Below are 22,939 nucleotides of genomic sequence, written 5' to 3'. Positions count from 1 at the left end.
AGCAGGTGCTTGGGTTATCGCGGCCCAAGCTCTGCAGCGAGTTCATGCACGCTCGCCCGAATGTCATTGAACATTCCGAAATTTACGCGGTTGGCGACAACGAAAATCCCAAGCTTGCGATTGGGTGAGAGAACCACATAGGTCATAAAGCCACCAAGGCCACCGCTTTTGCCCAAAAGCATCGGAATACCGTTGCGCGGCATGGTTACAACCCAGCCCAATCCCATGCCTTCTCCGCCTGTGACTTCGGTCCCGACGACACGTTCAAGACCGTCATAGGGCAGCCACATCGTATGATCGAGGGTATGTGCTTCTTGCGTTGCAGCGGTGGGATTGAGATGCCATTGCATCCATTTCACCATATCATCGGCCGTCGAATAGACGCCCGCACTGGCATACATAATGTCTGGAACGACATTATTCGGGTCGTTCTTGTTGAACGGATCAAGCCCGGTCATCAATCGCTTTTTCTGCTCGTCGCTCAGTGTCGTGGTGGTATCGCTCATACCCGCAGGTTCGAATACCCGGCTCTTCAAGAGGCCGGCAAAGTTGCTTTTGCCCGCCTTGGCGAGCGCATCACCCATCAGGCCATAACCGAAGTTTGAATAAAGCGTGGTCATACCAGGCGCATAGGCTGGTGCGTTCGATCCGATCCACTTCCAGTAATAGTCGCGATCAAAGGAATCGAATGGATTGTCCGACGGTTTTGCATTGGGATCGGCAAGCTCGCGCGGCAGGCCTGCCGAATGCGTTGCGAGATCGAGTAACGTTATCGGTCGGCCTGTTCGTTTAACGCTGACACCGTCAGGCGCATAGCGTTCAAGCGGATCGGTCAGTCTCACTGTACCATCGGCCACCAGAGAGGTGAGGACGTCAGTTGCGAAGACCTTCGAGATCGAGCCGAGGCGGAAAACTGATTTGCTGTTCGGTTCTGTGTCGTTGCCAGGCACTGTTTCCCCAAAGCCCTGTACAATAGTTTCATCACCGCGGACGACAGCGATTGTCAGTGCTGGCGCACCGGAGCTCAGGAACAACGCCATGCCGGTCATGGAGACGGCATCTTTCAAAGCAAGGTCTTCTGCGCTCGCGTGTTGCCCCATCACCAAAGTCAGACCGCTGGTCATCAGCAAGGCACGGATAAAATGTGCTGGGCGAATTTCAGGCAACTGGCTCGAACGCATGTTGATCCCTTAGTGCTTGGTTTGGTGTGATTGTTCTGTTGTTGAGAGCATTGAGAACAAGTGTTGTACTGAGCAATGACAGAAGGATGAATCAACCAGCCGGTTGGATGAACGAACATGGTATTTGAGCAGCCGTATGTCGAGCTGCCTTACACGCCCAACCTTTCGCGCAAGGGTTTGCGATAAACGCGGGAAACCGGCCAGGATTGCTGTATGGCGCGCATTTTGATGAGCCATCTATCTGGCTTGCTTCGGTCTAAATCTGAAACATGCAGAGCATTGACAAAAGCGGTGCGATGGACGCGGAAGAAATGGCTTTCCGGCAATATACTCATCCAGATGCCGAGGGCGCGTGAATCAAGCAGCATCGATCCGTCGTTCAGCCATATCTCGCTATAATTTCCTGCAGAGCGTACACCGACAATTGTCTCTGGCGCTACGCCACGCACGACGCCGCGTTTGCGAAGATAGACGAGCGGTGCGGTTTCTTCTCCCAGATTGATGGTTATCTGATTGTTGTTACTGCCATATTGGGCCTGAGCGATGAGATTTGCACATTGAAACATCGCCTTGATTTCGGCGCCGGACCACTGGTGATATTCGCGCGTTGTGTCGAAGCCGATGATCCCGCGCAGCCTTCCATCGTAAAACATTGGGATGCTAAGGATGCTTTTATTACCCTGACGGACGAACTCGACCTGTATAGCTCTGGCAGCACGCGGCAGGCTGTACACATTGTTTACCGCTAAGGCTTTTCCGGCAATTAAATATCGATGCAGCCAGCCGATAAGTGTTGTCGGAGCCTCTTGCAATTCTTCAAGGAAGGAAGTCGTACCACCTCTGCACCATTCGTAGGTATTGCGAAAACGAAGCAGATCCTGGCCGTATTCGATTATCCATGCACGGTCTGAATTGGATGCTTTGCCGACAAAATCGAGATAATCGGAAATAGCGATATTGAGCGGATGTTTGAGCAAATCCATTGCGCAAATATATGGCCAATCCATCGATGGCTCATCTGCGCAGTCCTGTTCAGAACAAATCTGATAGGCTTCAACGATATGGTCCAAACCCCACTCCGAAGTTTGTCTGAATTGGCTTTAGGCTGGATTTTAGTATCAGAACTGGCCGGAGAACTTGGGCATCTTGCCTAAGATGCCAGCGAAGGAACTGGGTTGATACTACCCATTTTTGATCTTCAAGCGCCAGAAAATAATACAAAGAACAGCAGATTTTCGCTGCTTTTTTAAACGAAAACAGCGGGTTTTACGCCCATCGAATATTTAGGATTGGATTTCTCATATTATCTCTTGCGGCCCGGTGATTTAATGTAATAACATTACATATGTGGAGCATTTTCCAATCCCATTCGATCAGTAGAAGTGCTGGAATTCATGACTGATGTATGCCTGACTTTTCGTGACCTAACGCTTGGCTATAACAGTCATCCAGCGGTCCATCATCTCAGTGGCGCCGTTCGCACTGGCTCGCTGACTGCCGTTGTGGGTGCAAATGGTTCGGGAAAATCGACGTTGATGAAAGGCATAGCGGGCATTTTGCGCCCGTTGTCTGGCGCATGTGTTGCGGACAGGGCGGAAAGCCTCGCCTATCTGCCACAGCAATCGGAACTGGATCGTTCTTTTCCAGCACGTGTTATCGATCTCGTCGGCATGGGGCTATGGCCAAGACGTGGATTGTTGCGCCGACACAATGCCGGTGATCGACAGGCGTTGACGGATGCCCTTGTAGCCGTTGGGTTGGAAGGTTTTGAGAAACGTTCACTCGACAGTCTTTCGGGTGGACAACTCCAGCGCACATTGTTTGCGCGCGTGCTTGTCCAGAATGCCGATTTGATCCTGCTCGATGAGCCATTCAATGCGGTGGATGAGAAGACGGTTGCTGATCTTATCGGGCTAATCAAGGACTGGCACCATGAAAAGCGCACGGTCATGGTCGTTGCGCATGATCTTGATCTGGTCCGGGAGCACTTTCCTGAAGCATTGTTGCTGGCGCGCCGTGCTGTTGCATGGGGCAGCGTCGATGATGTGCTGACATCTCAAAATCTTGCATGCGCCCGACATTTCCATGAAGCCTGGGATGAAGCCGCGCCCTGGTGCAATACGGCACACAGTCATCAGCATACGCCCACGAGTTTGTCAGCATTCGGCAAGGACGCGGCATGATGGTGGTTTTGCATCAATTCTTTATCGCTCCCTTTGCGGAATTTGCCTTCATGCAAAGGGCATTGTTGGGTGCGGTCTTTCTTTCGATCAGTGCTTGCCCGGTGGGCATATTTCTGATGTTGCGGCGCATGAGCCTGACTGGCGACGCCATGTCCCATGCCATTCTGCCGGGCGCTGCTGCCGGGTTCCTGTTTTATGGGCTGGAGATCGTTCCAATGACCATTGGCGGGATGCTTGCGGGGATAGTGGTAGCGTTGTGTGCGGGCGCAGTCTCGCGTTTGACGATCCAGAAAGAAGACGCCTCAATGGCCGCTTTCTATCTGATATCATTGGCAATTGGTGTGCTGCTAGTTTCAATGCGCGGATCGAGTGTCGATCTGATGCATGTGCTGTTCGGGACCGTACTGGCGCTCAACAATGATGCACTTTTCCTGATCGGGTTTACCACAGTCCTCACATTGATAACGCTTACTGTGTTCTGGCGTGCGCTGATTGCTGAATCTCTCGATCCCTTATTTCTGCGTTCGGTGTCCAGGCTTGGCTCGCCAGTGCATTTCATCTTCCTTGGCCTTGTGGTCCTCAATCTTGTGGCTGGGTTTCAGGCGCTGGGTACGTTGTTGTCTGTGGGGTTGATGATCCTGCCTGCCGCATCTGCACGCTTCTGGACAAATCGTGTTGAAACCATGTGCTTTCTGGCAACGGTCTTTGGTCTTGGCGCTTCGCTGTCAGGTTTGCTGCTGTCTTATCACCTGTCGTTACCGTCAGGACCGGCCATCATTCTTTCTGCAGGAGCGGTTTATTTCATCTCGGTCCTTGCGGGAACGCGCGGCGTGTTTGCGACACGCAGACTCCGTGTCTCGCACAAAGTTGCCTAACAATCAGAAGGACTATTGAAATGATGAGGCAATTGAAACTTGCCCTTGCATTGAGTGTTGTAACATTAACCGTCAGTTCGCATGCAGGTGCAGGAGAACAAAAGCTCAATGTCATTGCCAGCTTCTCCATACTGGGTGACATGGCGCAAAAAGTGGGTGGTGACAGAATTGCCTTGCGCACTCTGGTAGGTCCCAATGGCGACGCACATGTCTATGAGCCAAAACCGTCGGATGCTATCGCAATGGCGAAAGCTGATGTGGTTCTGGTGAACGGTCTGCAATTGGAAGGCTTTTTGTCCCGGCTTGTTGAGGCCAGCGGGACCGAAGCCGAGATTGTCGAGGCGACTGAAGGTGCCGAGATTTTGCGTGATCCGCACGGCGGACACTACCATTATTACGGCACCAAAGCAGTGTTCCATGAAGCGCCGTTCGATCCCCATGCCTGGCAATCTGTGGGGAATGCCAAGGTATATGTTCAAAACATTGCTTCGGCATTCTGCAAAGCCGATGCCAAGGGATGCGACGTCTACGAGCAGAACGCGGCTGCTTATCAGCAGCAATTGGACAAGCTTGACGCTGATATCAGAAGCACGATTGCCTCCATTCCGCAGGATCGTCGCGTTGTGGTCGTTGCCCATAATGCATTTCGGTATTTTGAAAACGCCTATGGCGTGAAATTTTTGTCACCACAGGGCGTTTCAACCGAGTCTGAAGCATCTGCTGCCGATGTCGCGGGTGTCGTGCGGGATATCAAGGAAAACCGTGCTGCCGCTGTTTTCGCCGAAAATATTGCTGATGCGCGCCTTGTTGAGCAGATCGCGTCCGAGTCTGGGCTCAGGCTCGGTGGCGTTCTTTATTCCGATGCGTTGTCTGCATCCGATGGCCCTGCCGCCTCTTATATCGACATGATGCGCCACAATGCTGAAACCATCCGCGCTGCGATCGTCCCCCAATAAGCGCAATGAACATCACTACCGCTGCGACTTTGAATGTTATGTAATATCATTAATAAGGAGAGACCTATGAGAAAACTCATGCTGACAGCTTCGGCCCTTACAATGGCCGTTTGCATGGCAGGCGGAAATGCATTGGCAGACGAAGACAATGTAACCGCTTGGCGACTATTTGTGTCTGACCATGCTGAGCCCGTCGTCAATGTCATCGACGCTCTTGATGGCGACAAGCTCGACACTTTCAAGATCAAGGGACCAGCATCGCTCTACCGTAGCGAAAGCGGAGAGACAGTGTTTGCCGTACAGGGTTCCGCAGGTGCGGTATCTGCCATTTCTTCCGGTATTTCATTTCATGATCATGGGGATCATGCGGACATTGATGTCGATGACTCCAAACTTCTCAATGTTGAGTGGACCGGCACAAAGCCCGCACATTTTGTCGAACGTCAGGGCAATATTGCGCAATGGTTTGATGGTGAAGATGCGGCGCGGTTCTTCACAGAAAAAGCCGTTCTTGATGAGAAACCAGATGTGAAGACGGCGAATGTGGTTGCTCCGCATCATGGCGTGTCTGTTCCTTACGATAGTTATGCGGTTGTGACGATTCCAAACCCGGACGACGCCTCCAAACGACCAATCGGTGCGCGTATCGTTGACTTCAAGGGTAACAAGGTTGGCGAAGATGTTGCATGCCCCGGCCTACATGGTTCTGCAGGGTCAGGCAGTATTTATGCACTTGCCTGTGATACAGGGCTGCTGCTTATCACGCAGGACGGCGACAAGCCTGTCATTAAACATCTGCCTTACGGAAAATCCTTGCCTGAAGGCAGCTCTTCTACCCTGATCGGCGGCAAGGGGCTGCAATATTTCATCGGCAATTATGGCCCGGATCGTATTGTTCTGGTCGACCCTTCAGAAGCCGACGGCGGTTTCCGTCTGGTACAGCTTCCGACGAGACGCGTGCATTTTGCGGTTGATCCGGTGCGGCCGAAATTCGCTTATATCTTTACCGAAGACGGCCAGCTTCACCAGCTTGATGTTCTCAAGGGCGAAATCGTTAAGTCGGTCAAGCTGACCGAGCCATACTCGATGGATGGTCACTGGAGCGATCCGCGTCCGCGTATTGCAGTTGCAGGCGACAATGTTGTTGTGAGTGATCCGCTTAAGGGTCAGCTGCATCTCGTCAACGCTAACTCGTTTGAAAAAGCAGGCGATATCGACGTCGCTGGCAAGCCTTTTAACATCGTCGCAGTTGGCGGCTCCGGTAAGGTCCATGCGGGCGAAGCCGGGCATAACCATGAGGGACACAAGCATGAGGAGCATAAGCACGACTGATAATATTTCTATCTCCATCCGTCGTGAAACTTGGCCCGGCCTTTTTAGGTCGGGTTCTTTTTGAGCACTAATTCTTTGTTTTGCGCATGCCTCCCAAAACTGGTTCCCATTTTGGGAGGCATGCTTTGGAGGGGCTACGAAAGGTGGTAATCAGCTCCGAAGACGAACCATTCACCAAGATGTTGAGTTGCAGCTCTTGCTTAATTGGTACCAATGTTTCTGGCGCTTTTCAGCTATGTGAGTTGTGTCATTCCCTTGTCACGCACCCGGAATAAAAGCGCGCAAACCATACAGATTGCGCGCTTATGTTACATGAAACTAAAATACACGCAGACGTAGCCGTTAAGGCTGAAGGATTGAGCCTCGCCTATGGCAGCAGCACAATCCTCAAGAACATCGATTTGACCCTTCCAAAAGGTCAGACGCTTGCGTTGCTTGGCCCATCGGGATGTGGAAAAACCACGCTGCTCCGACTGGTGGCAGGATTACTTGCGCCGACCAGGGGTTCCATAATCATCAACGGTATAAAAGTAGCTGATGCGGCGAGCGGAACTTTTGCACCACCGGAAAAGCGTTACCTTGGCATGGTGTTCCAGGACTATGCTCTCTGGCCGCATATGTCAGTTTATGGGAATGTTTCGTTTCCGCTGGAAATGCGTGGTGTTGGACGTGCGGAGCGCGAAAAGCGGGTAAAATCGGCATTGGATCGCGTCGGTCTTTCCGGTTTTGGGGATCGTTCCATCAGCGACATGTCCGGCGGACAGCAGCAGCGTGTCGCCATTGCACGTGCCATCGTCGCTGAACCGGGTTTGGTGCTTTTCGATGAACCGCTATCAAATCTTGACCGTGAATTGCGCGAAAATATGGTCAGTGAGATTGGTCAGCTTGTCGCTAATCTCGGTCTGACTGCGATCTACGTAACACACGATCAGAGCGAGGCATTCTCTCTTGCCCATCAGGTTGCAATCATGCGCGCGGGCGTTATCGAACAGCTTGCAGCACCTGAAATGCTCGTCTCTCATCCCACAACACCGGCAGTTGCTGATTTTTTGCGTCTTGGCTGTGTGATGCCAGTGGAACGCGAAGATAGCTTCTACCGTATTTCTCAAACCGAAGTTCGGCTGAACCATGCTGCCATGCCCGCGGATGCAACGCACGTCCTTCTGCCGTCTCGTTCGGTGCGCAGTGTTGCAATCGATGAGGCGGCAATTCCGGCAACGGTCTTGCGGACCCATTTTCGTGGGGACGGCCACCTGACGACAGTTCGCATTGGGTCACAGTATGTTGGCCATGAGTTGACCTATCTCGATCACAACAGACTTTCGTCCGGTATGCCGATCGGCATTGCCATCGATACAGAACAGCTGCGCTGGTTCTCGTAGCAATCACTTCACGTCACTGCATCTCAGGAGAGATTTATGAAGAAGTCAATTATCGGCGCCACTATGGCATTCGCTGCTGCCCTGCTGGCGAGCACCACGGCATTTGCCGACATCACCGTTTATTCGGCAGGTCCGGGCAAGCTGATCGAAGGTCTCGCTGCAGGCTTTACTGCCAAGACCGGTACGAAGGTCAATGTCTTTCAGGCAACGACCGGCAAAGTCATGGCGCGTATTGAAGCTGAAGCTGCCAACCCTGTCGTAGACGTGCTGATTTCGGCTTCTTGGGACACAGCGACCGACTTTGCAAAGCGCGACTGGCTCGTGGCTTACACCAGCCCGAATGCCGAAAAGGTTCCTGACTTCCTGAAGAACGAAACTGCTGTTGCTCAGGGTGTTTCGGCTCTCGGTATCGCATGGAACCCGAACAGCAAAACCCCAAAGCCAACTGAATGGGCTGATTTGGCGAAGCCAGAATATAAGGATCTGGTAAACTTGCCTGATCCATCACAGTCGGGGGCAACATTTGAGCTCGTTGCAGCGCTTGCAGAGACGCAGGGCTGGGATTTGTTCAAGCATCTGCATGAAAACGGCGCAACTGCCGCTGGTGCCAATGCCGAAGCATTGAATCCTGTGCTTCAGGGTGCCAAGGCCGCAGTATTTGGTGCAGTCGATTACATCTCGCTCGCAGGCAAGGCCAAGGGCGAAGCCATCGATGTCATCTTCCCGGCATCTGGCACTGTTATCGCACCGCGCCCGGCCATGATCCTCAAGTGGTCGAAGAACCAGGAAGAAGCCAAGCAATTCGTCGACTACATGCTGTCGGATGAAGGTCAGAAGATGGTGGCTGACACCTATCTGATGCCTGCGCGTTCTGACGTTGCTGCAAACCGCCCGCTGATTAACGATCTGAAGATTTTGAAGATCGACGCCGCAGCTGTTTACGGCAAGCGCAATGAAACACTGAAAGAATTCAACGCGGTCTTTGGCGCGAAGAAATAATCAGATTGCGGCTCTTCCTGATTGTCAGGGAGAGCCGCTTACGTATTCTATTCAATAGATTATGAGCTGGCGGCTATATTGCGGTCGTTGCTCGATGACCACAGAGGCAATCATGAGTGCAAAGACCGCTACCGCCGCAAATCCACTCGGCTTTGTGGCTGTCATCGGACTGGCAATTGTCGTTGCGGTTCCATTCATATTTATTGTTCTGCAGGCCATTTTCCCGCAGATCGGTCAGGGTATGCTGACGGCACCTTTTGTGCATCTGCCAGCACTTTTTGAAGACCCAAAACTCTTACGCATGACTGGGAACACTGTGTTGCTCGGTCTTTGCGTCGTTGCATTGTCTGCATTGATCGCTGTGCCTTTGGCTGTGTTCCGCGCGCTTTACAAAGTGCCGTTTGCGCTGGTTTGGGACGTGCTGATGCTGGTGCCCTTCATGATCCCACCTTATATCGCAACGCTTGGCTGGATCATGACATTGCAGCCACGGGGTTATCTCGAACAGCTCGCAGGCTTCAACCTTGCACCATTCCTGTTTTCGCTTGCGGGCATGACATTCGTCATGGCACTCAACACCTTTCCACTGGTCTATTTCGCGGTGTCCCGCACCATTGAAGCGGTTGGCGCGCGCTACTCAGATGTTGGTCGTGTTTTCGGTGCATCGCCTTGGCGCTCGTTCTTCCGCATCACATTGCCACTGGCAACCCCGGGATTGGCGGCAAGCCTGTTGCTCGTCTTTGCTTCGGCGATTGAGGAATACGGCACCCCGGCAGCACTCGGCAGCCGTTCCGGGTTTGAAGTTCTGGTAACGGAAATCGATTTGAGAATATCCGATTGGCCGATTGATCTATCAGGAGCAGCGGTCTTTTCGCTCGCCCTTGTCTGCCTTTCGCTTGCAGCTTTCATGTTTCAGCGCTGGATTCTGACGCGCCGGTCCTATGTAACGACAGGCGGGAAGCCGCAGAACAAAGACAAGCGTGAACTGGGCGCGCTCAAAATCCCGGTCGTGATCTTGTTTGCCGTGATAGCCTTCGCCGCAACCGGTGTGCCGCTCCTTGCAATTCTTGCAACCGCGCTGTCGAAGACCATTTCAGGTGGCTTGACGCTTTCAAATCTCGGTTTCAATAATTTTACTGATATTGCGGATAATAGTGCGGGAGCGATGCGCGCTTTGATCAATAGCCTGTCGCTCGGTGTAGCGAGCGCTCTGCTGACCGGCTTTCTTGGTGCTGTTGCTGCTTATGCTGTGGTAAAAATGCGCTTCCGTGGGCGCTTCTGGCTCGATGTGCTTACTGTCTTGCCGAATTCCTTGCCGGGCGTCGTGGTTGCTGTTGGCCTTATCCTCGCATGGAACCAGCCATCGCTGTTGATTTCGCCTTATAATACGCCGCTTATTCTGCTGCTTGCTTATTGCTGCATTCTTCTGCCGCAGCCAATACGCTATGCAACAGCCGCATTTCATCAGATCGGCGATAATCTAGAAGCTGCAGCACGCGTATGCGGTGCAAGCAGTTTCACGACTTTCCGTCGCATCATGCTGCCGCTGATCGCGCCAAGCCTGATCACTGCAATGTTGCTGGTATTTGCTGTCGCGACACGCGAGCTGGTAGCGTCTATTCTTGTGGCGCCAGTTGGTATGCAGACCATATCGATTTTCATATGGCGACAGTTTGAACAGGGGTCGGTTGGTCTTGGCATGGCGATGGCGTTTATCGCTATTCTGCTGACAACGCTGCTGCCATTGCTCTTGATGGGGCTTCTGAAACGGACAGGTCTGGTAAAAACCTAACCCTGTCGACAAATTGCGTACAGAGATTTATTCTTTCGGTGTGCCACAGAGTCCGTGGCAGAGGCTGAAAGGATCAAGCAATGTCTCTCACTACCCAACCGCCGCGCATTTCTAATGAAGAGCGGCTGCAGCGTATCAATGTTCTGCGCCGTAATCTGAGCGAAAAAAACATTGGTGCTTTGCTGCTTGGGTCCACCGAGAGCCTGCTCTATTTCACCGGACTTGTCTGGCATTCCAGCGAGCGTCTGCTTGGTGCAGTCATTACGCAAACCGAAATCGTATACATTGTACCGGGTTTTGAGCAGAGCCGCGTAGAAAGCCTTCCTCATTTGCCGGGTGAAATCCGCACCTGGCAGGAAGAAGAAAACAGCGCTGCACTTGTCGTCACGCTGCTGCGCACCGGCGAAACACTTGCCGTGGACGATGCAGTGCCGCTCTTCGTCTATAATGCCTTGCGAAGAGAGATCGGTGCAGATCGTCTGGTTGACGCTGGCCCGATCATTCGCGAACAGCGCATAGCCAAGTCGCAAGCCGAAATCGACATTATTAAATATGCCATGGGGCTGACACTTGAAGTGCATCGCCGCGCGCATCAGTTCATTCGTCCGGGTATAGCTGCGTCAGATGTCGTACGCTTTATTGATGAGCAGCATCGTGAACTTGGCGCAGGTCGCGGATCCACCTTTTGCATTGCCTCTTTTGGTGAGGCGACGTCGCTGCCTCACGGCGCGGATGGCGAGCAGTTTTATAAGAACGGCGACGTCATTCTCGTCGACACCGGTTGCCGGATCGATGGCTATCATTCCGATTTGACGCGCACCTATATGCTGGATGAGCCGACCGCCGAGTTTGAACGCATCTGGACGATTGAGCGACAGGCACAACAGGCTGTATTTGATGCAGCAAAAATCGGTGCCGCCTGTTCCAGTCTTGATGATGCCGCCCGCGCGGTGATGATGAAGCATGGTCTCGGACCAGACTATCAACTCCCCGGCCTGCCGCATCGCGCAGGCCATGGTCTGGGTCTGGAAATCCATGAGGCCCCTTACATCGTTCGTGGCAATCAGTTGCCGCTTGCGCCGGGCATGTGCTTTTCCAATGAACCGATGATCGTCGTGCCTGGTCAGTTTGGTGTGCGTTTGGAAGACCATATTTACATGACAGCTCAAGGTCCGGAGTGGTTCACGCGACCTGCCAAGGGACCAGCTGAACCTTTCGCTTAGAGTGCGTTTTAGTCCGATTGAATCAGATCGGCGCTCTGATCATTTGTCTTAAAGTCCATCCCGAAAATGCTTCGCTCTTTTCGGGATGGACCAAATTTCCGACAGAAGGATATACCGATGACGGATAGTGAAACCAGTCTCACAAACGAGCGCAAACGCGGTTCGGGAGTTAAAATGGTCTATGACCTGCTGCGCGATGAAATTCTTGATCTGGTCCTGCCGCCCGGTAACCCGATTGATGAGGTGCAGCTTGCCGAGCGGTTCAAGATGTCCCGTACGCCAATCCGTGAGGCTTTGGTGCGGCTGGCAGGCGAGGGGCTCATTGATACGTTGCCCAATCGCTCGACTATGGTGTCGAATATCGACTTCCTCAATATGCATACTTATTTTGACGCGCTGACGCTGATGTATCGCGTGACGACCCAGTTGGCAGCTAAGAACCATCGTCCCGAAGATCTTGAGATCATCGCTGCACATCAGAAAGAGTTCGCTGCAGCGGTTGAGGCACAGGATGCGCTTGGCATGATTGCCACCAATGCAGCCTTGCATCTCGCTATCGCGGAAGCAGGTCGCAATCCCTATTTCACCACGCTGTTCAAGCGCCTTCTTGATGAGGGGCGCCGGATTCTTCGGCTTTACTACCAGTCTTACAATGATCGCTTACCCAAACGCTTTGTGGAAGAGCACGACGAAATGATCGCCGCAATTACTGCGCGTGACACGAAACTGGCCGAGCAATTGGCACATGAACATGCAGAGCAGATTGTGCGGCAGGTACAAAAGCTGGTGATGCGAGACGACCGTTTGGAAATAAGTTTGTAGACCTGTCTAATTTTTGTCGACAAATAAAATACAAGCTGATATATCAGTTATAGGGAGCTGAAACGAGGCAATACGCCAAGGCAGTTTCAACCGCGCTGTTTTTTGTTTTGTTGCATTGTCCTTTGCGAAACTGATCTGCAGTTTTACTGGAAATGCTCTGAGAGGAGTTTTAGATGGCTGCCAATATTTTCTCCGGCGTGATCCCGGCTCTGATGACCCCATGCAAGGACGATCGCACGCCCGATTTCGATGCGCTGGTGCGTAAGGGCAAGGAGCTGATCGCGGCTGGCATGTCGGCTGTTGTTTACTGCGGTTCGATGGGCGACTGGCCTCTGCTGACCGATGAACAGCGCATGGAAGGCGTTGCACGTCTGACTGCAGCGGGCATTCCTGTGATTGTCGGAACTGGCGCTGTGAACACTGCGGTTGCCGCTGCACACGCTGCACATGCACAGAAGGTTGGTGCAAAAGGTTTGATGGTGATCCCGCGCGTTCTGTCGCGCGGTTCGGTGATTGCAGCACAGAAGGCGCATTTCAAAGCTATTTTGTCTGCGGCTCCTGATCTTCCTGCTGTCATCTACAATAGCCCGTATTATGGCTTTGCAACTCGCGCCGATCTGTTCTTTGCGGTTCGCGCAGAGCACCCCAATCTTGTCGGCTTCAAGGAATTCGGCGGCCCTGCAGATATGCGTTATGCGGCTGAAAACATCACCAGCCGCGATGATGATGTCACGCTGATGATCGGCGTTGATACGGCTGTGTTCCACGGCTTTGTTAATTGCGGCGCAACCGGCGCGATCACTGGCATAGGCAACGTTCTGCCGAAAGAAGTCATCCAACTCTGCAAGCTTTCGCAGGCTGCAGCTGCGGGCGACGCTGATGCGCGCCAGCGTGCGCTTGAACTCGAACAGGCCCTTGCTGTTCTTTCGTCCTTTGATGAAGGTCCGGATCTGGTGCTCTATTTCAAGCACATGATGGTTTTGAAGGGCGACAAGGAATACGCGCTGCATTTCAACGAAACAGACGCTCTTTCAGATAGCCAGCGTGGTTATGTCGAAGCGCAGTTCAAGCTCTTCAACAGCTGGTATGCCGAGTGGAGCAAGCTTCCTGGCGCTGTGCAGAAGTACAAGGCTTAACTTAGCCGTAGGCTGAAAAGGCCCTCCGTTTGGAGGGCCTTATACATGTGAGGCCGGAGCATCTGCTAAGATGTTCCGGCCTCTTTTGTCATTGTGTGTTGCAACACGCAATGGCGGGTGCAAAGCGATTGAGCCCATCGGGGCCTGAACTTTCGTTCGTAAAAAAGCATAATCCTTTGCACCTTAAGAGGCTCCGTCGCACCGTTGAGAAAGCTTCGCGCTCGTGTATAAGGGAGACCGCCTCATGTCTTATACTACGCGTTTTGTCGGCATCGACATATCAAAATCGACTTTGGATATTTGTGTTTTACCCGATGAGCAATCAGCCAGCTTTGCCAATTCTGCTGCGGGTATTGCTGATCTGCTTGCTTTCCTGAGCGCATTTGAAGAGATCGAACGCCTCGTTCTCGAGCCGACCGGTGGTTACGAACGGCTTGTCGTTACCGCCTTACAGGCAGCACGATTGCCCGTCGCCAAGGTCAATGCCAAACAGATCAGACAGTTCGCACGCGCCTGCGGCCAACTCTCCAAGACCGACAGGATCGACGCCTTCATTCTTGCCGATTATGCACGGCGCATGGAAACAAGAGTTTTGCGTCAACGCTCTTCTCAGGAAAGTGCTTTGGCAGATTTGGTCAGTCGTTACAGGCAATTATCGCACATGATCGTGCAGGAGAAAAATCGCCGGGAGAAGGGAAACGGGCAAACGAAAGACTGGATTGAGGAAAGCCTGTGTTTCCTGCTCGAACAGCGCCAGGCTGTCGTGGACGCAATGACACTTTGCCTGAGCGCAGATGCGGAGCTTGGCCGGAAGGCGGAGGTTCTGATGTCGCTTACGGGGATCGGCCTGCGAACAGCATGTTTTATTCTGGCGGACCTACCGGAATTGGGGCATGTCGGGAAAGGCCAGATTGCCAAGCTGGTTGGCGTTGCGCCGCTTAATCGCGATAGTGGTCTGATGCGCGGCAAGCGCATGATTGCAGGCGGCAGAAGACATGTTCGCGATGCGCTTTACGTTGCAGCTCTGCCAGCCATCCGCTTTGATCCGACCATGAGGGCGTTCTTCCTGCGCCTCAAGCAAAAGGGAAAGCCGGGAAAGGTGGCTCTCGTCGCAGTCATGCGCAAAATGATCATCATTCTCAACGCAAGAATGCGCCAGGCAAACGCAACGGTGCTTGACACATAACACCGTTGCTTTTTTGTTTAGAGCGTTTCTTACTTTGATTGAAACAGGAGAAACGCTCTAAGTATTTGTTTTATCGAATTTACCTCACGCAAAACCGCTTCGCACTTTTGCTGGAAATGCTCTAGGAAATGGCATCGAGGCCTTTTTCAAGGAGGTGGTCGAGCTGGTCGATTTCCGTCTTGGTGAGCTTGATGCCTTCGCTTTCAGATTCTGCGCGCGCCTTGAACCGGCGCTGTGAGGGCAGGCGTGCGCCCTGACCGACGATTGCCTCGAAGAACGCCTCTGCGCGAGCAAATGGGTCGCCGGGGCGGCCTTTTGCGAAAGCTTCAGGCGAAAACGCGATGATAAGTTCACCATGTACTGGCGAAAGCGTTGTGGTTCCGAGGAAGTCGAGCACTTCCGGGCTGGTCAGGTCACCAATCATGATGGCAGCGAGTAGCTCTACCATCGTGCTGATGGCCGAGCCCTTATGGCCACCGAATGGCAACATGGCACCGGCCAATGCGGTTTCCGGATCAGTTGTCGGGTTGCCGTCTACATCCAGTGCCCAGCCTTCCGGCAACTGCTTGCCTGCGCGGCGATGCAGTTCGATCTCGCCACGTGCGGCAACGGATGTTGCAAAGTCAAAGACATAAGGCGATGTTTCTTTGCGCGGCCAACCGAATGCGAAAGGATTGGTGCCAAGCAACGGCTTGTTGCCGCCGGTCGGTGCCACTGTTGCATAACTCGGACACATGACGAGAGCAGCCAGACCTTCGGCTGTCAGCGCTTCGACTTCCGGCCAGAGAGCGGAAAAATGTGTGCAGTCATTAATGACAAGTGCTGCAATGCCATTTTTGCGCGCACGTTCGGCCAGAACCGGAACGCCCATCTCGAAGGCGGGGTTTGCGAAGCCGTAATTGGCGTTCACCCGCACGATGCTGGAAGCTTCCTGAGTAACGATTTCAGGAATTGCGTCCGCTTTTACCTTACCGGCCTTGACTGTGCGAAGCGCACCCTCGATACGGTATATGCCGTGAGATTTGCAGTGATCGCGTTCACCCGCAACAATCACACGAGCGACGGCTCCAGCCTGTATTGCGTTGAGACCTGCTTTACGAAAAATCGCCTCTACGCGGTCGTGAAGCGTTGCAATGCTCAGGATAGTGGTCTCGCTCATCATGCGTCTTTCATGGCTACGCCTGACGGGAGGCCCCACAGGCAATTGATATCTGCGCACATAATGTATACAAACATTAGGCAAGTGCAATTTAGATGCGGTGGGATACTGGCTTAATTGCACGCCGATTTCTACAGGAGGATGAACGAATGGCATTCACGCCCAAAGGAAAACACCTTGTTGCTGGCGAATGGCTCGACGGAGCCGGCACATTTCAGTCTGCACCAGCAAGTGGGCCTGCCCATTCTTTCGCAGTTGGAACTGTTGATCTGGTGAACCGCGCCTGTGAAGCTGCGGAAGATGCTTTCTGGACTTATGGCTATTCGAGCCGCGCTGAACGCGCCACATTCCTGCGCGCAATTGCTGACGAAATTGAAGCACGCATCGCCGATATCGTCGTCATCGGTTCGCAGGAAACCGGCCTGCCGGAAGCACGTCTTCAGGGCGAAACGGGACGCACGACCGGTCAACTTCGGCTGTTCGCCGATCATATTGAAAAAGGTGATTATCTTGATCGCCGTTTTGATGCAGCGCTTCCTGATCGCCAGCCAGCACCGCGTCCTGAGATTCGCCTTGTTCAGCGCCCAATTGGCCCTGTAGCCGTTTTCGGTGCCTCCAACTTCCCGCTGGCATTTTCGACTGCCGGTGGCGATACCGCAGCAGCCCTTGCGGCCGGTTGCCCCGTTGTCGTGAAGGGCCACTCGGCTCATCCCGGCACAGGTGAAATTGTTGCTCAGGCTGTGGAGGCTGCAATTGCCAAGACCGGCGTTCATCCGGGTGTGTTCTCGCTCATTCAGGGCGGTCGCCGCGATGTCGGTCATGCACTGGTACAGCATCCAAACATCAAGGCTGTCGGCTTTACCGGTTCTCTCGGTGGTGGCCGCGCACTGTTCGATCTTTGCGCAGCACGTCCTGAGCCCATTCCATTCTTCGGTGAACTTGGTTCGGTCAATCCGATGTTCCTGTTGCCAGAAGCAATGAAGGCGCGTGCAGAAACGCTTGGACAGGGCTGGGCCGGTTCGCTGACTATGGGTGCAGGCCAGTTCTGCACCAATCCGGGTATTGCCGTTGTTCTCGACGGTGCTGACGCGGATCGCTTTACGGAAGCAACAGTTGAAGGCCTCAAGAAGGTTGGTCCGCAGACCATGCTGACCGATGGCATCGCACAGGCATATCACGACGGTAAGGAGCGTTTTGATACGCGTAATGCCGTTAAGCCGCTGTATGAGACCGAGTCATCTGATCGTCAGGCTTCGCCAAACCTGTTTGAAACGACTGGCGAGCGTTTCCTGTCTGACCATGCTTTGGGCGAAGAAGTATTTGGCCCTCTCGGCCTGGTCATTCGCGTTGGTTCTGTCGATGAGATGGAAAAGCTCGCCCGCGGCTTTGAAGGTCAGCTGACCACCACTATCCATATGGATTCGGGCGATCTCGACGACGCACGCCGTCTTCTTCCTGTTCTGGAGCGCAAGGCTGGCCGTGTGCTGGTCAATGGCTTCCCGACCGGTGTGGAAGTGGTCGACTCGATGGTGCATGGCGGCCCGTATCCGGCATCGACAAATTTTGGTGCGACAAGCGTTGGCACTATGTCCATTCGCCGCTTCCTGCGCCCTGTTTCTTACCAGAACTTCCCGAAGGGTCTGCTGCCGGAAGATTTTGAATAGTCTTTTCGTTGCAGATAAAAATAGAAAGCCCCTCCATTGGAGGGGCTTTTTTCTATTCGTAAAGTGCTACAGCCAATTTTCGGATAGCTTCAGCCGTCCTTGGGCCAAATCCCAGCATATATGGCCCTTCCAGCACAATCAGAGACTGATTTTTGGCAGCGGGTGTTCTCTGTAGAGCCTTCACTGAGAAAACGTCTTCGCGGGTCGGACCGCCATTACCGTCTGAGAGCATGAGCACGACATCAGGCTCCGCCTTGACCAGCCACTCTTCCGAGACTGGTTTATAACCAGAATAGACCGACAGAGGATTGATGCCACCTGCATAGCGGATGAAAGCATCGGCTGCCGTGTCGCTGCCAGCACCGCTCAGGCGAGCGAGTCCATGGAAAAATACCACCTTCTTTTGCTTATCGGCTGATATCCTGCTGGCATAGGCTGTTGCGGTATCGAAGTCGTCCACGACTTTCTGCGTCAGAGTTTCGCCTTGTTTCTCAAGGCCAAGCCTCTTTGCAATGAGCCCAATCTTTTTGATCAAACCGGCACGGCTGTTGTCGACAGGCACATAGAGGATCTCGACCGCTGACTGGTTCAGAACATCGGTGGTTTCAGGCGGCCCGATATCTTCGGACGCAATGATCAGGTCTGTATTAAGCGTGAGTATGCCTTCAGGAGACAGGCTGCGCCGATAGCCGACATTTGCCTTGCTTGCGGTTTCGGCAGGGTATTTGCTGCTGCGGTCAACCGCAACAACCTTATCGCCTGCGCCAAGCGCGAATATGATTTCGGTCACGTCAGGACCAAGCGAAACAATGCGTTGTGCATCTCTGATTTCTGTAACGGCTGATGATTGGGCGGTCAGCTGCAAGCCGATGAGAAACATCAAGGCGAGCAGGGATTTTTCGATACTGCGCAGAGGGTGGGCGGAGATAGCGATTAAGAAATGCACGGTTGCTTGATCCGATTGATGGAATGAACTGATCAAGAAACCTATTTAATATGAGTATTATTATCAAGTTAAATCGAGCGCCCCCGATGAGGGCGCTGGAAGTTCTAACTAATGGTCGCTTTTGACTTGCGAGGGGAATATTTCTTCACAAGACGGAAACTTTGCTTCGCCGTTGGGCGACTGTTGGAGTCCACCAATGCTGACAAAGCGCGAGCGTAATCGAGCACAAGCCCCGGCGTCCACGCCATGGATTCTGCGCGCTTGCGCATAAGCCCAGCGGCCCAGAGTTCCGGAAATACGATGGACTGGAGCGCCTTGAAAACTGGCCATCTGTGCTCGCGATAAACGCCTTCAAGTGCTGCATCCAGCGCATCGGCGACAGCACTTGAGCAGTTCCTGTTGGTCAGGTTGTAAGTGTCGTTTGCGCGATAATGCTTCCAGAATGTTTTGAGGCGTGCTGCATCAATATTATTGATTTCGACTTGCACGGTAGATGGGCACCATTCGCCTGACTCGACCTCGTAGCTCGGCAAAAAACGACCGGTAACATTGTTGTCGGCAGTGGCACGCAAGGTACGGCTGAATTCATCGGGGTTGCGATCGATTTCAGCTGCGGGGTAATGACTGATATAAATATCGGGTGCCATTTCCAGCGCCGCATGTCCTGTCGAGATAACACCATTGCTGTCGACCGCCGCAATATAGCGGTTGATGGCTCTCTGTCGAAGCGATGTCATTGCTGTGCCTGTTGGTGTCCAGACGTGAACGATAAGCTTTTTGCGGTTTCGGGCGCTTCGCTTGCGGTAGAGCTTTGCCGCGCGTTGGTTGAAGGGGTTTCTGCTGAGAATGCTCGTCAGCGAAGCATCTGCTTCCAGCCGTTTTATTCGGAATGCGATGCTGAGCAAGCCAACGCCGGTCAGAATGAGCACGGCGCCGACATTTGTGCCGACCGTACCTTCATACCATGTCGGCCAGGGTTGCAACGTTGCAATTGCGAGCAAGACTTCGACGATGCCCCCGGCCATGCCGATTTTCCAGCGCGGATATCGTACCACCCAGGCGCTGCCGATGCGCACAATACCATCAATGAGGAAACACAGGCCGAAAAGAACGGCGAGCGCGAAGTTGCTCGCAGGCGTTGAACTTATGATCAGGATGCTCACACCGAGAAGGGCCACGCCTTGCACGATGCGCATTCTGCGGGCCGTACCATAGCTCGCAATGGCCGCGAATAGGCACAATACGGCTTCAGGCAAGAGGAAATAACCAAAAACACGCGCCGGTAAGACAGTGTCGCCGTCAAGTGCATCGATCACAATCAGTGCACCACCGATAATCCAGAGCGCAGAGATTACCAGCAGGGTTCTCCAGTGCCGCTGAATAATTTCGCGGCCCAGCAGTAGAAACAGTATTCGTATCACCCCACCACTCCGCAAATTTCAACGCATCTGTTATTAGCCGCAAAGAGGGTGACGTTTCAATGTAAAAGGGATTTTAAATCGGTGACATTTCCATGATGGGTGGATCAATTGAATAGTCTTTAAGAGAAAAAAGCTCCGCTGGGCGGAGCTTTTTATTCATTGCAGTTTTGACGCTAACTTATTGCTCGCCCGACCCAGATCAAAATACACGCGCCGATAAAGCCCGCCACCAGATAGCCGAGCCAGCCACCGAATGAGACACCCAGAAAACCAAAGATAAAGCTGGCAATTGCCGCGCCAATGATGCCCAAAATAATGTTCATGAATATGCCTGTGTCGCTATTCATGAAGTTGGATGCAATCCAGCCAGCAAGACCGCCAATAATAATTGCAGCAATCCAGCCTACACCTGCTTCACCCATTTTAGTCTCCCTATCTAGCCTGATAAATAAGGATATGTATCAGTCCGTGATTTCGGCAAGGGCTGCAACACCGACTTCTCAACCCGCGAGACGGTGTGTAAGAACTTGTTGCATGCCTGCGCGTTCTGCCGGCGTTAAATCCAATCTTTCAAACTGATCATCAAGCAACACTGGCAGCGTATTGTCGGCTCGAGCCGCGACAAGGCCGAAGGTCTCATCGCTTTTCTCGTCATAATACAGATACGGCAACTCATTTTTGGCGAAGCTGGAGAAGATGTTTCGCTTCTTTGTGTGCGTAACCAAAGGCGTATAGCCAAACCTTACACGCCCCATACTCTTTTTGCGGGAAGAAATCTTTGCCCAGCTCAGTTGCAGCATCGAAGCCGTTTTGGCCGCAGAGATCGAGCTTGAGATCAGAACAAAACGCTTGATGAAGAGGATGCAGCCGCCAGCCATGATGCCAACGAGCACAACGCCGACGAAAAGACGGTTCCAGAATTCATCCAGCGCCAGTGAGAGAGTTGCATTATTGGGGTTCGATTTTTGCACCACAACATCGGTCTCATAATTATCGCTGGAGAGGCTGAGGAAAGAAAAGTCGACGGACTTCAGTTTGTTTTCGCCGTCATACCGGTAGGAGAGGGTGGCCTTGCAATCGGTAATCATTTTCTTGCTACGGCAGTTGCCGTCGAAAATGGTAGCATCCTCAATGATCAGTGGGTCATTCTTGATGAGGTAATCAGCGTAAAAGCCTGGTCCCCACGAAACCGTAACAACAACAGATACGAGCGCGAGGACTATCGCCAAAAACAGCAGCTTCCATCTATCCGCAAGGCCATGCTTTTTCACCTTGATCGGACGGACAGGGAGGACACCAGACAAATCTGGTAATGTGTAATTATCGCTCATAGATTTAACATCTTCGGTTATTGTGAGGAGAGGATGTGTCATCTAGCGGAATATCAGGTGGTATTTGAATAGAATTGTCACTCTTTCCAGTAACGTAAGGTTACGGCTTTTATGTTTGAGAGAGCGAACCAGTCTCATCACAGATAGTCGGTTGAATGTAGTTATCACGACCACAAGCATATGGCGTCCGTTGAGAATTTCTAGCGGAACCAATATGTGGCCGTGCGCATTTTGATAGTGACAACCACGTCATAATGCCGTTCAGGAGAATTAATAATGCATCGTATTATTCTGACTGCCGCAGTTGGTCTCGCAATGATTTCATTTGCCAATGCACAAACTGCTACAATGACAGAAGAAACGCAAACAGAAGTATTTGTTACTGCCAAGCCCACTGATGTGCTTAGTTATAACCTGGTTGGTCTTAATATCCTGAACGGTGACAATACGAACATCGGCGAAATCAAAGATCTTATTATTTCGAACGCCCAGCTGTCGGGATATATCGTGTCCGTGGGCGGCTTTTTGGGTGTCGGCGAGAAATATGTCGTCGTCAGCCCCGAAGCTGTAGACATCACCTACTTCGATGATGAGAAGAAGTGGTCTGCCGTGATGAACTCCACGAAGGAGGAAATTCAAAAGGCTCCAGAGTTCAAATATGATGGCCGCTGGGCCAAGTGATGCCACACCATTCGCCCGATCTTTGCATTGGGACGCCTGCTTTATTCGGATCCGTGTCGAAGTTTTCGGGATAAGCTCTAAATTTCACGCATCCGATTTCCGAAATTAACGAATATGAACTGACCAGCATAGGCTGCAATTGCAGCTTTGAGCAGATCGCCGGGTACGAAGGCAAGATCTCCGATGATGGCGCTGAATGGAGAGAGGCCCACATAAGTAATAAGCCAGGCGACACCGAATGCGTGGTCGATGATGACGCCTATTGTGGCAGCAAAGAAAAAGCCTGCGAAAGTTTTCCAACCGCCGTTTGTGCTTTGTGCCACCTTATTTGAAATCCAGCCTGTAGCAAAAGCTGCAGGCAGGAAACCCACGAGATATCCAGCTGTTGGGCTGAGGAACACAGCAAGGCCGCCTCTGCCTCCTGATAGAACTGGTAGGCCGATTGCGACGAGTACGATCAGCAACAACACTGAAAGTGCGCCTCCGCGTGCTCCAAGTACGACACCTGCAAGCAAAACACCCAAACTCTGTGCATGGATAGGGACAGGAATGAAGGTGAGCATAATCGGTGGTATCAGGCCGAGCACCACGATGATGGCTGTAAATAGCGCGATCATAACCAAAGATTTCGTTTGCACGTCTTGTACCTTCTAGCTGCCGTCTATTGTTG

At 52.6% G+C, this 22,939-nt stretch carries 21 protein-coding genes; 13 read left to right on the top strand and 8 right to left on the bottom strand.

All coding sequences use genetic code 11. From position 1 onward, the window contains the following. Positions 1 to 14 precede the first annotated feature (14 nt). Positions 15 to 1,181 (bottom strand): D-alanyl-D-alanine-carboxypeptidase/endopeptidase AmpH, encoded by a 1,167-nt coding sequence (ampH, locus tag ACSME1_RS19100; protein WP_435655231.1) that lies wholly within the window; start codon positions 1,179 to 1,181, stop codon positions 15 to 17. A gap of 149 nt (positions 1,182 to 1,330) precedes the next feature. After that, complete coding sequence (locus ACSME1_RS19095) at positions 1,331 to 2,251, bottom strand: GAF domain-containing DNA-binding protein (protein WP_435655230.1); 921 nt, start codon at positions 2,249 to 2,251, stop codon at positions 1,331 to 1,333. 324 nt (positions 2,252 to 2,575) lie between these two features. Here ACSME1_RS19095 and aztA point away from each other — a divergent pair, with 324 nt between their 5' ends. The 11 genes from aztA to ACSME1_RS19040 all read left to right on the top strand — a co-directional run bounded on the left by aztA (position 2,576) and on the right by ACSME1_RS19040 (position 15,067). Further along, on the top strand, positions 2,576 to 3,364 hold the full coding sequence (gene aztA / locus ACSME1_RS19090; protein ID WP_435655229.1) for a zinc ABC transporter ATP-binding protein AztA: 789 nt from the start codon (positions 2,576 to 2,578) through the stop codon (positions 3,362 to 3,364). Continuing rightward, a complete protein-coding gene (aztB, locus tag ACSME1_RS19085; protein ID WP_435655468.1) occupies positions 3,364 to 4,239 on the top strand; it encodes a zinc ABC transporter permease AztB in 876 nt (291 codons plus the stop codon). The genes aztA and aztB overlap by 1 nt, the downstream gene beginning before the upstream one ends. A 20-nt stretch (positions 4,240 to 4,259) precedes the next feature. Next, positions 4,260 to 5,195, top strand: coding sequence for a zinc ABC transporter substrate-binding protein AztC (gene aztC / locus ACSME1_RS19080; RefSeq protein ID WP_435655228.1), 936 nt, complete (start codon positions 4,260 to 4,262; stop codon positions 5,193 to 5,195). Between the two features lie 66 nt (positions 5,196 to 5,261). Then, positions 5,262 to 6,527 carry a zinc metallochaperone AztD gene (gene aztD / locus ACSME1_RS19075; RefSeq protein WP_435655227.1) on the top strand — a complete coding sequence of 422 codons (1,266 nt, stop codon included), beginning with the start codon at positions 5,262 to 5,264 and terminating at the stop codon, positions 6,525 to 6,527. Positions 6,528 to 6,832: 305 nt separating this feature from the next. Next, entirely contained in the window at positions 6,833 to 7,909 is a 1,077-nt protein-coding gene (locus ACSME1_RS19070; RefSeq protein ID WP_435655226.1) for an ABC transporter ATP-binding protein, read from the top strand. Between the two features lie 36 nt (positions 7,910 to 7,945). Beyond that, a complete protein-coding gene (locus tag ACSME1_RS19065; protein ID WP_105706118.1) occupies positions 7,946 to 8,908 on the top strand; it encodes an ABC transporter substrate-binding protein in 963 nt (320 codons plus the stop codon). A gap of 112 nt (positions 8,909 to 9,020) precedes the next feature. Beyond that, positions 9,021 to 10,700, top strand: a complete 1,680-nt coding sequence (locus ACSME1_RS19060; RefSeq protein ID WP_435655225.1) for an ABC transporter permease — start codon at positions 9,021 to 9,023, stop codon at positions 10,698 to 10,700. An 80-nt stretch (positions 10,701 to 10,780) separates the two neighbouring features. Continuing rightward, positions 10,781 to 11,923, top strand: a complete 1,143-nt coding sequence (locus ACSME1_RS19055; RefSeq protein WP_435655224.1) for a M24 family metallopeptidase — start codon at positions 10,781 to 10,783, stop codon at positions 11,921 to 11,923. A gap of 117 nt (positions 11,924 to 12,040) precedes the next feature. Then, on the top strand, positions 12,041 to 12,745 hold the full coding sequence (locus tag ACSME1_RS19050; protein ID WP_024896500.1) for a GntR family transcriptional regulator: 705 nt from the start codon (positions 12,041 to 12,043) through the stop codon (positions 12,743 to 12,745). A 173-nt stretch (positions 12,746 to 12,918) separates the two neighbouring features. After that, the gene (locus tag ACSME1_RS19045) at positions 12,919 to 13,881 is read left to right on the top strand and encodes a dihydrodipicolinate synthase family protein (RefSeq protein ID WP_435655223.1); all 963 of its coding nucleotides are present in this window, start codon (positions 12,919 to 12,921) and stop codon (positions 13,879 to 13,881) included. Positions 13,882 to 14,125: 244 nt separating this feature from the next. After that, positions 14,126 to 15,067, top strand: a complete 942-nt coding sequence (locus ACSME1_RS19040) for an IS110 family transposase (RefSeq protein WP_435655222.1) — start codon at positions 14,126 to 14,128, stop codon at positions 15,065 to 15,067. A 121-nt stretch (positions 15,068 to 15,188) separates the two neighbouring features. Here ACSME1_RS19040 and ACSME1_RS19035 read toward each other — a convergent pair whose 3' ends face one another. Beyond that, positions 15,189 to 16,226: an Ldh family oxidoreductase gene (locus ACSME1_RS19035; protein ID WP_207489255.1), complete on the bottom strand. Its 1,038-nt coding sequence runs from the start codon at positions 16,224 to 16,226 to the stop codon at positions 15,189 to 15,191. A gap of 149 nt (positions 16,227 to 16,375) precedes the next feature. Between ACSME1_RS19035 and ACSME1_RS19030 the strand changes: the two genes are divergently transcribed. Then, the gene (locus tag ACSME1_RS19030; protein WP_435655221.1) at positions 16,376 to 17,890 is read left to right on the top strand and encodes an aldehyde dehydrogenase (NADP(+)); all 1,515 of its coding nucleotides are present in this window, start codon (positions 16,376 to 16,378) and stop codon (positions 17,888 to 17,890) included. 52 nt (positions 17,891 to 17,942) lie between these two features. Here the strand turns inward: ACSME1_RS19030 and ACSME1_RS19025 are convergent, their stop codons facing one another. The 4 genes from ACSME1_RS19025 to ACSME1_RS19010 form a co-directional block, all read right to left on the bottom strand. Beyond that, positions 17,943 to 18,836 (bottom strand): heme/hemin ABC transporter substrate-binding protein, encoded by an 894-nt coding sequence (locus tag ACSME1_RS19025; protein ID WP_435655220.1) that lies wholly within the window; start codon positions 18,834 to 18,836, stop codon positions 17,943 to 17,945. 104 nt (positions 18,837 to 18,940) lie between these two features. Then, positions 18,941 to 20,257, bottom strand: a complete 1,317-nt coding sequence (locus ACSME1_RS19020) for an HdeD family acid-resistance protein (protein ID WP_435655219.1) — start codon at positions 20,255 to 20,257, stop codon at positions 18,941 to 18,943. Positions 20,258 to 20,430: 173 nt separating this feature from the next. Next, the gene (locus ACSME1_RS19015) at positions 20,431 to 20,679 is read right to left on the bottom strand and encodes a GlsB/YeaQ/YmgE family stress response membrane protein (RefSeq protein ID WP_024896494.1); all 249 of its coding nucleotides are present in this window, start codon (positions 20,677 to 20,679) and stop codon (positions 20,431 to 20,433) included. A 78-nt stretch (positions 20,680 to 20,757) separates the two neighbouring features. Next, a complete protein-coding gene (locus ACSME1_RS19010) occupies positions 20,758 to 21,588 on the bottom strand; it encodes a hypothetical protein (RefSeq protein ID WP_435655218.1) in 831 nt (276 codons plus the stop codon). A 276-nt stretch (positions 21,589 to 21,864) separates the two neighbouring features. On the opposite strand from ACSME1_RS19010, the gene ACSME1_RS19005 reads away from it, so the two are divergent. Continuing rightward, positions 21,865 to 22,269, top strand: a complete 405-nt coding sequence (locus ACSME1_RS19005) for a PRC-barrel domain-containing protein (RefSeq protein ID WP_132228034.1) — start codon at positions 21,865 to 21,867, stop codon at positions 22,267 to 22,269. Between the two features lie 77 nt (positions 22,270 to 22,346). Here the strand turns inward: ACSME1_RS19005 and ACSME1_RS19000 are convergent, their stop codons facing one another. Continuing rightward, on the bottom strand, positions 22,347 to 22,907 hold the full coding sequence (locus ACSME1_RS19000; RefSeq protein ID WP_435655217.1) for a biotin transporter BioY: 561 nt from the start codon (positions 22,905 to 22,907) through the stop codon (positions 22,347 to 22,349). Positions 22,908 to 22,939: the final 32 nt, after the last annotated feature.

Origin of the sequence: Brucella pituitosa, from assembly GCF_965577835.1 — a bacterium.
Classification (GTDB): domain Bacteria; phylum Pseudomonadota; class Alphaproteobacteria; order Rhizobiales; family Rhizobiaceae; genus Brucella; species Brucella pituitosa.
This window is presented reverse-complemented; position numbering and strand designations above follow the sequence as displayed.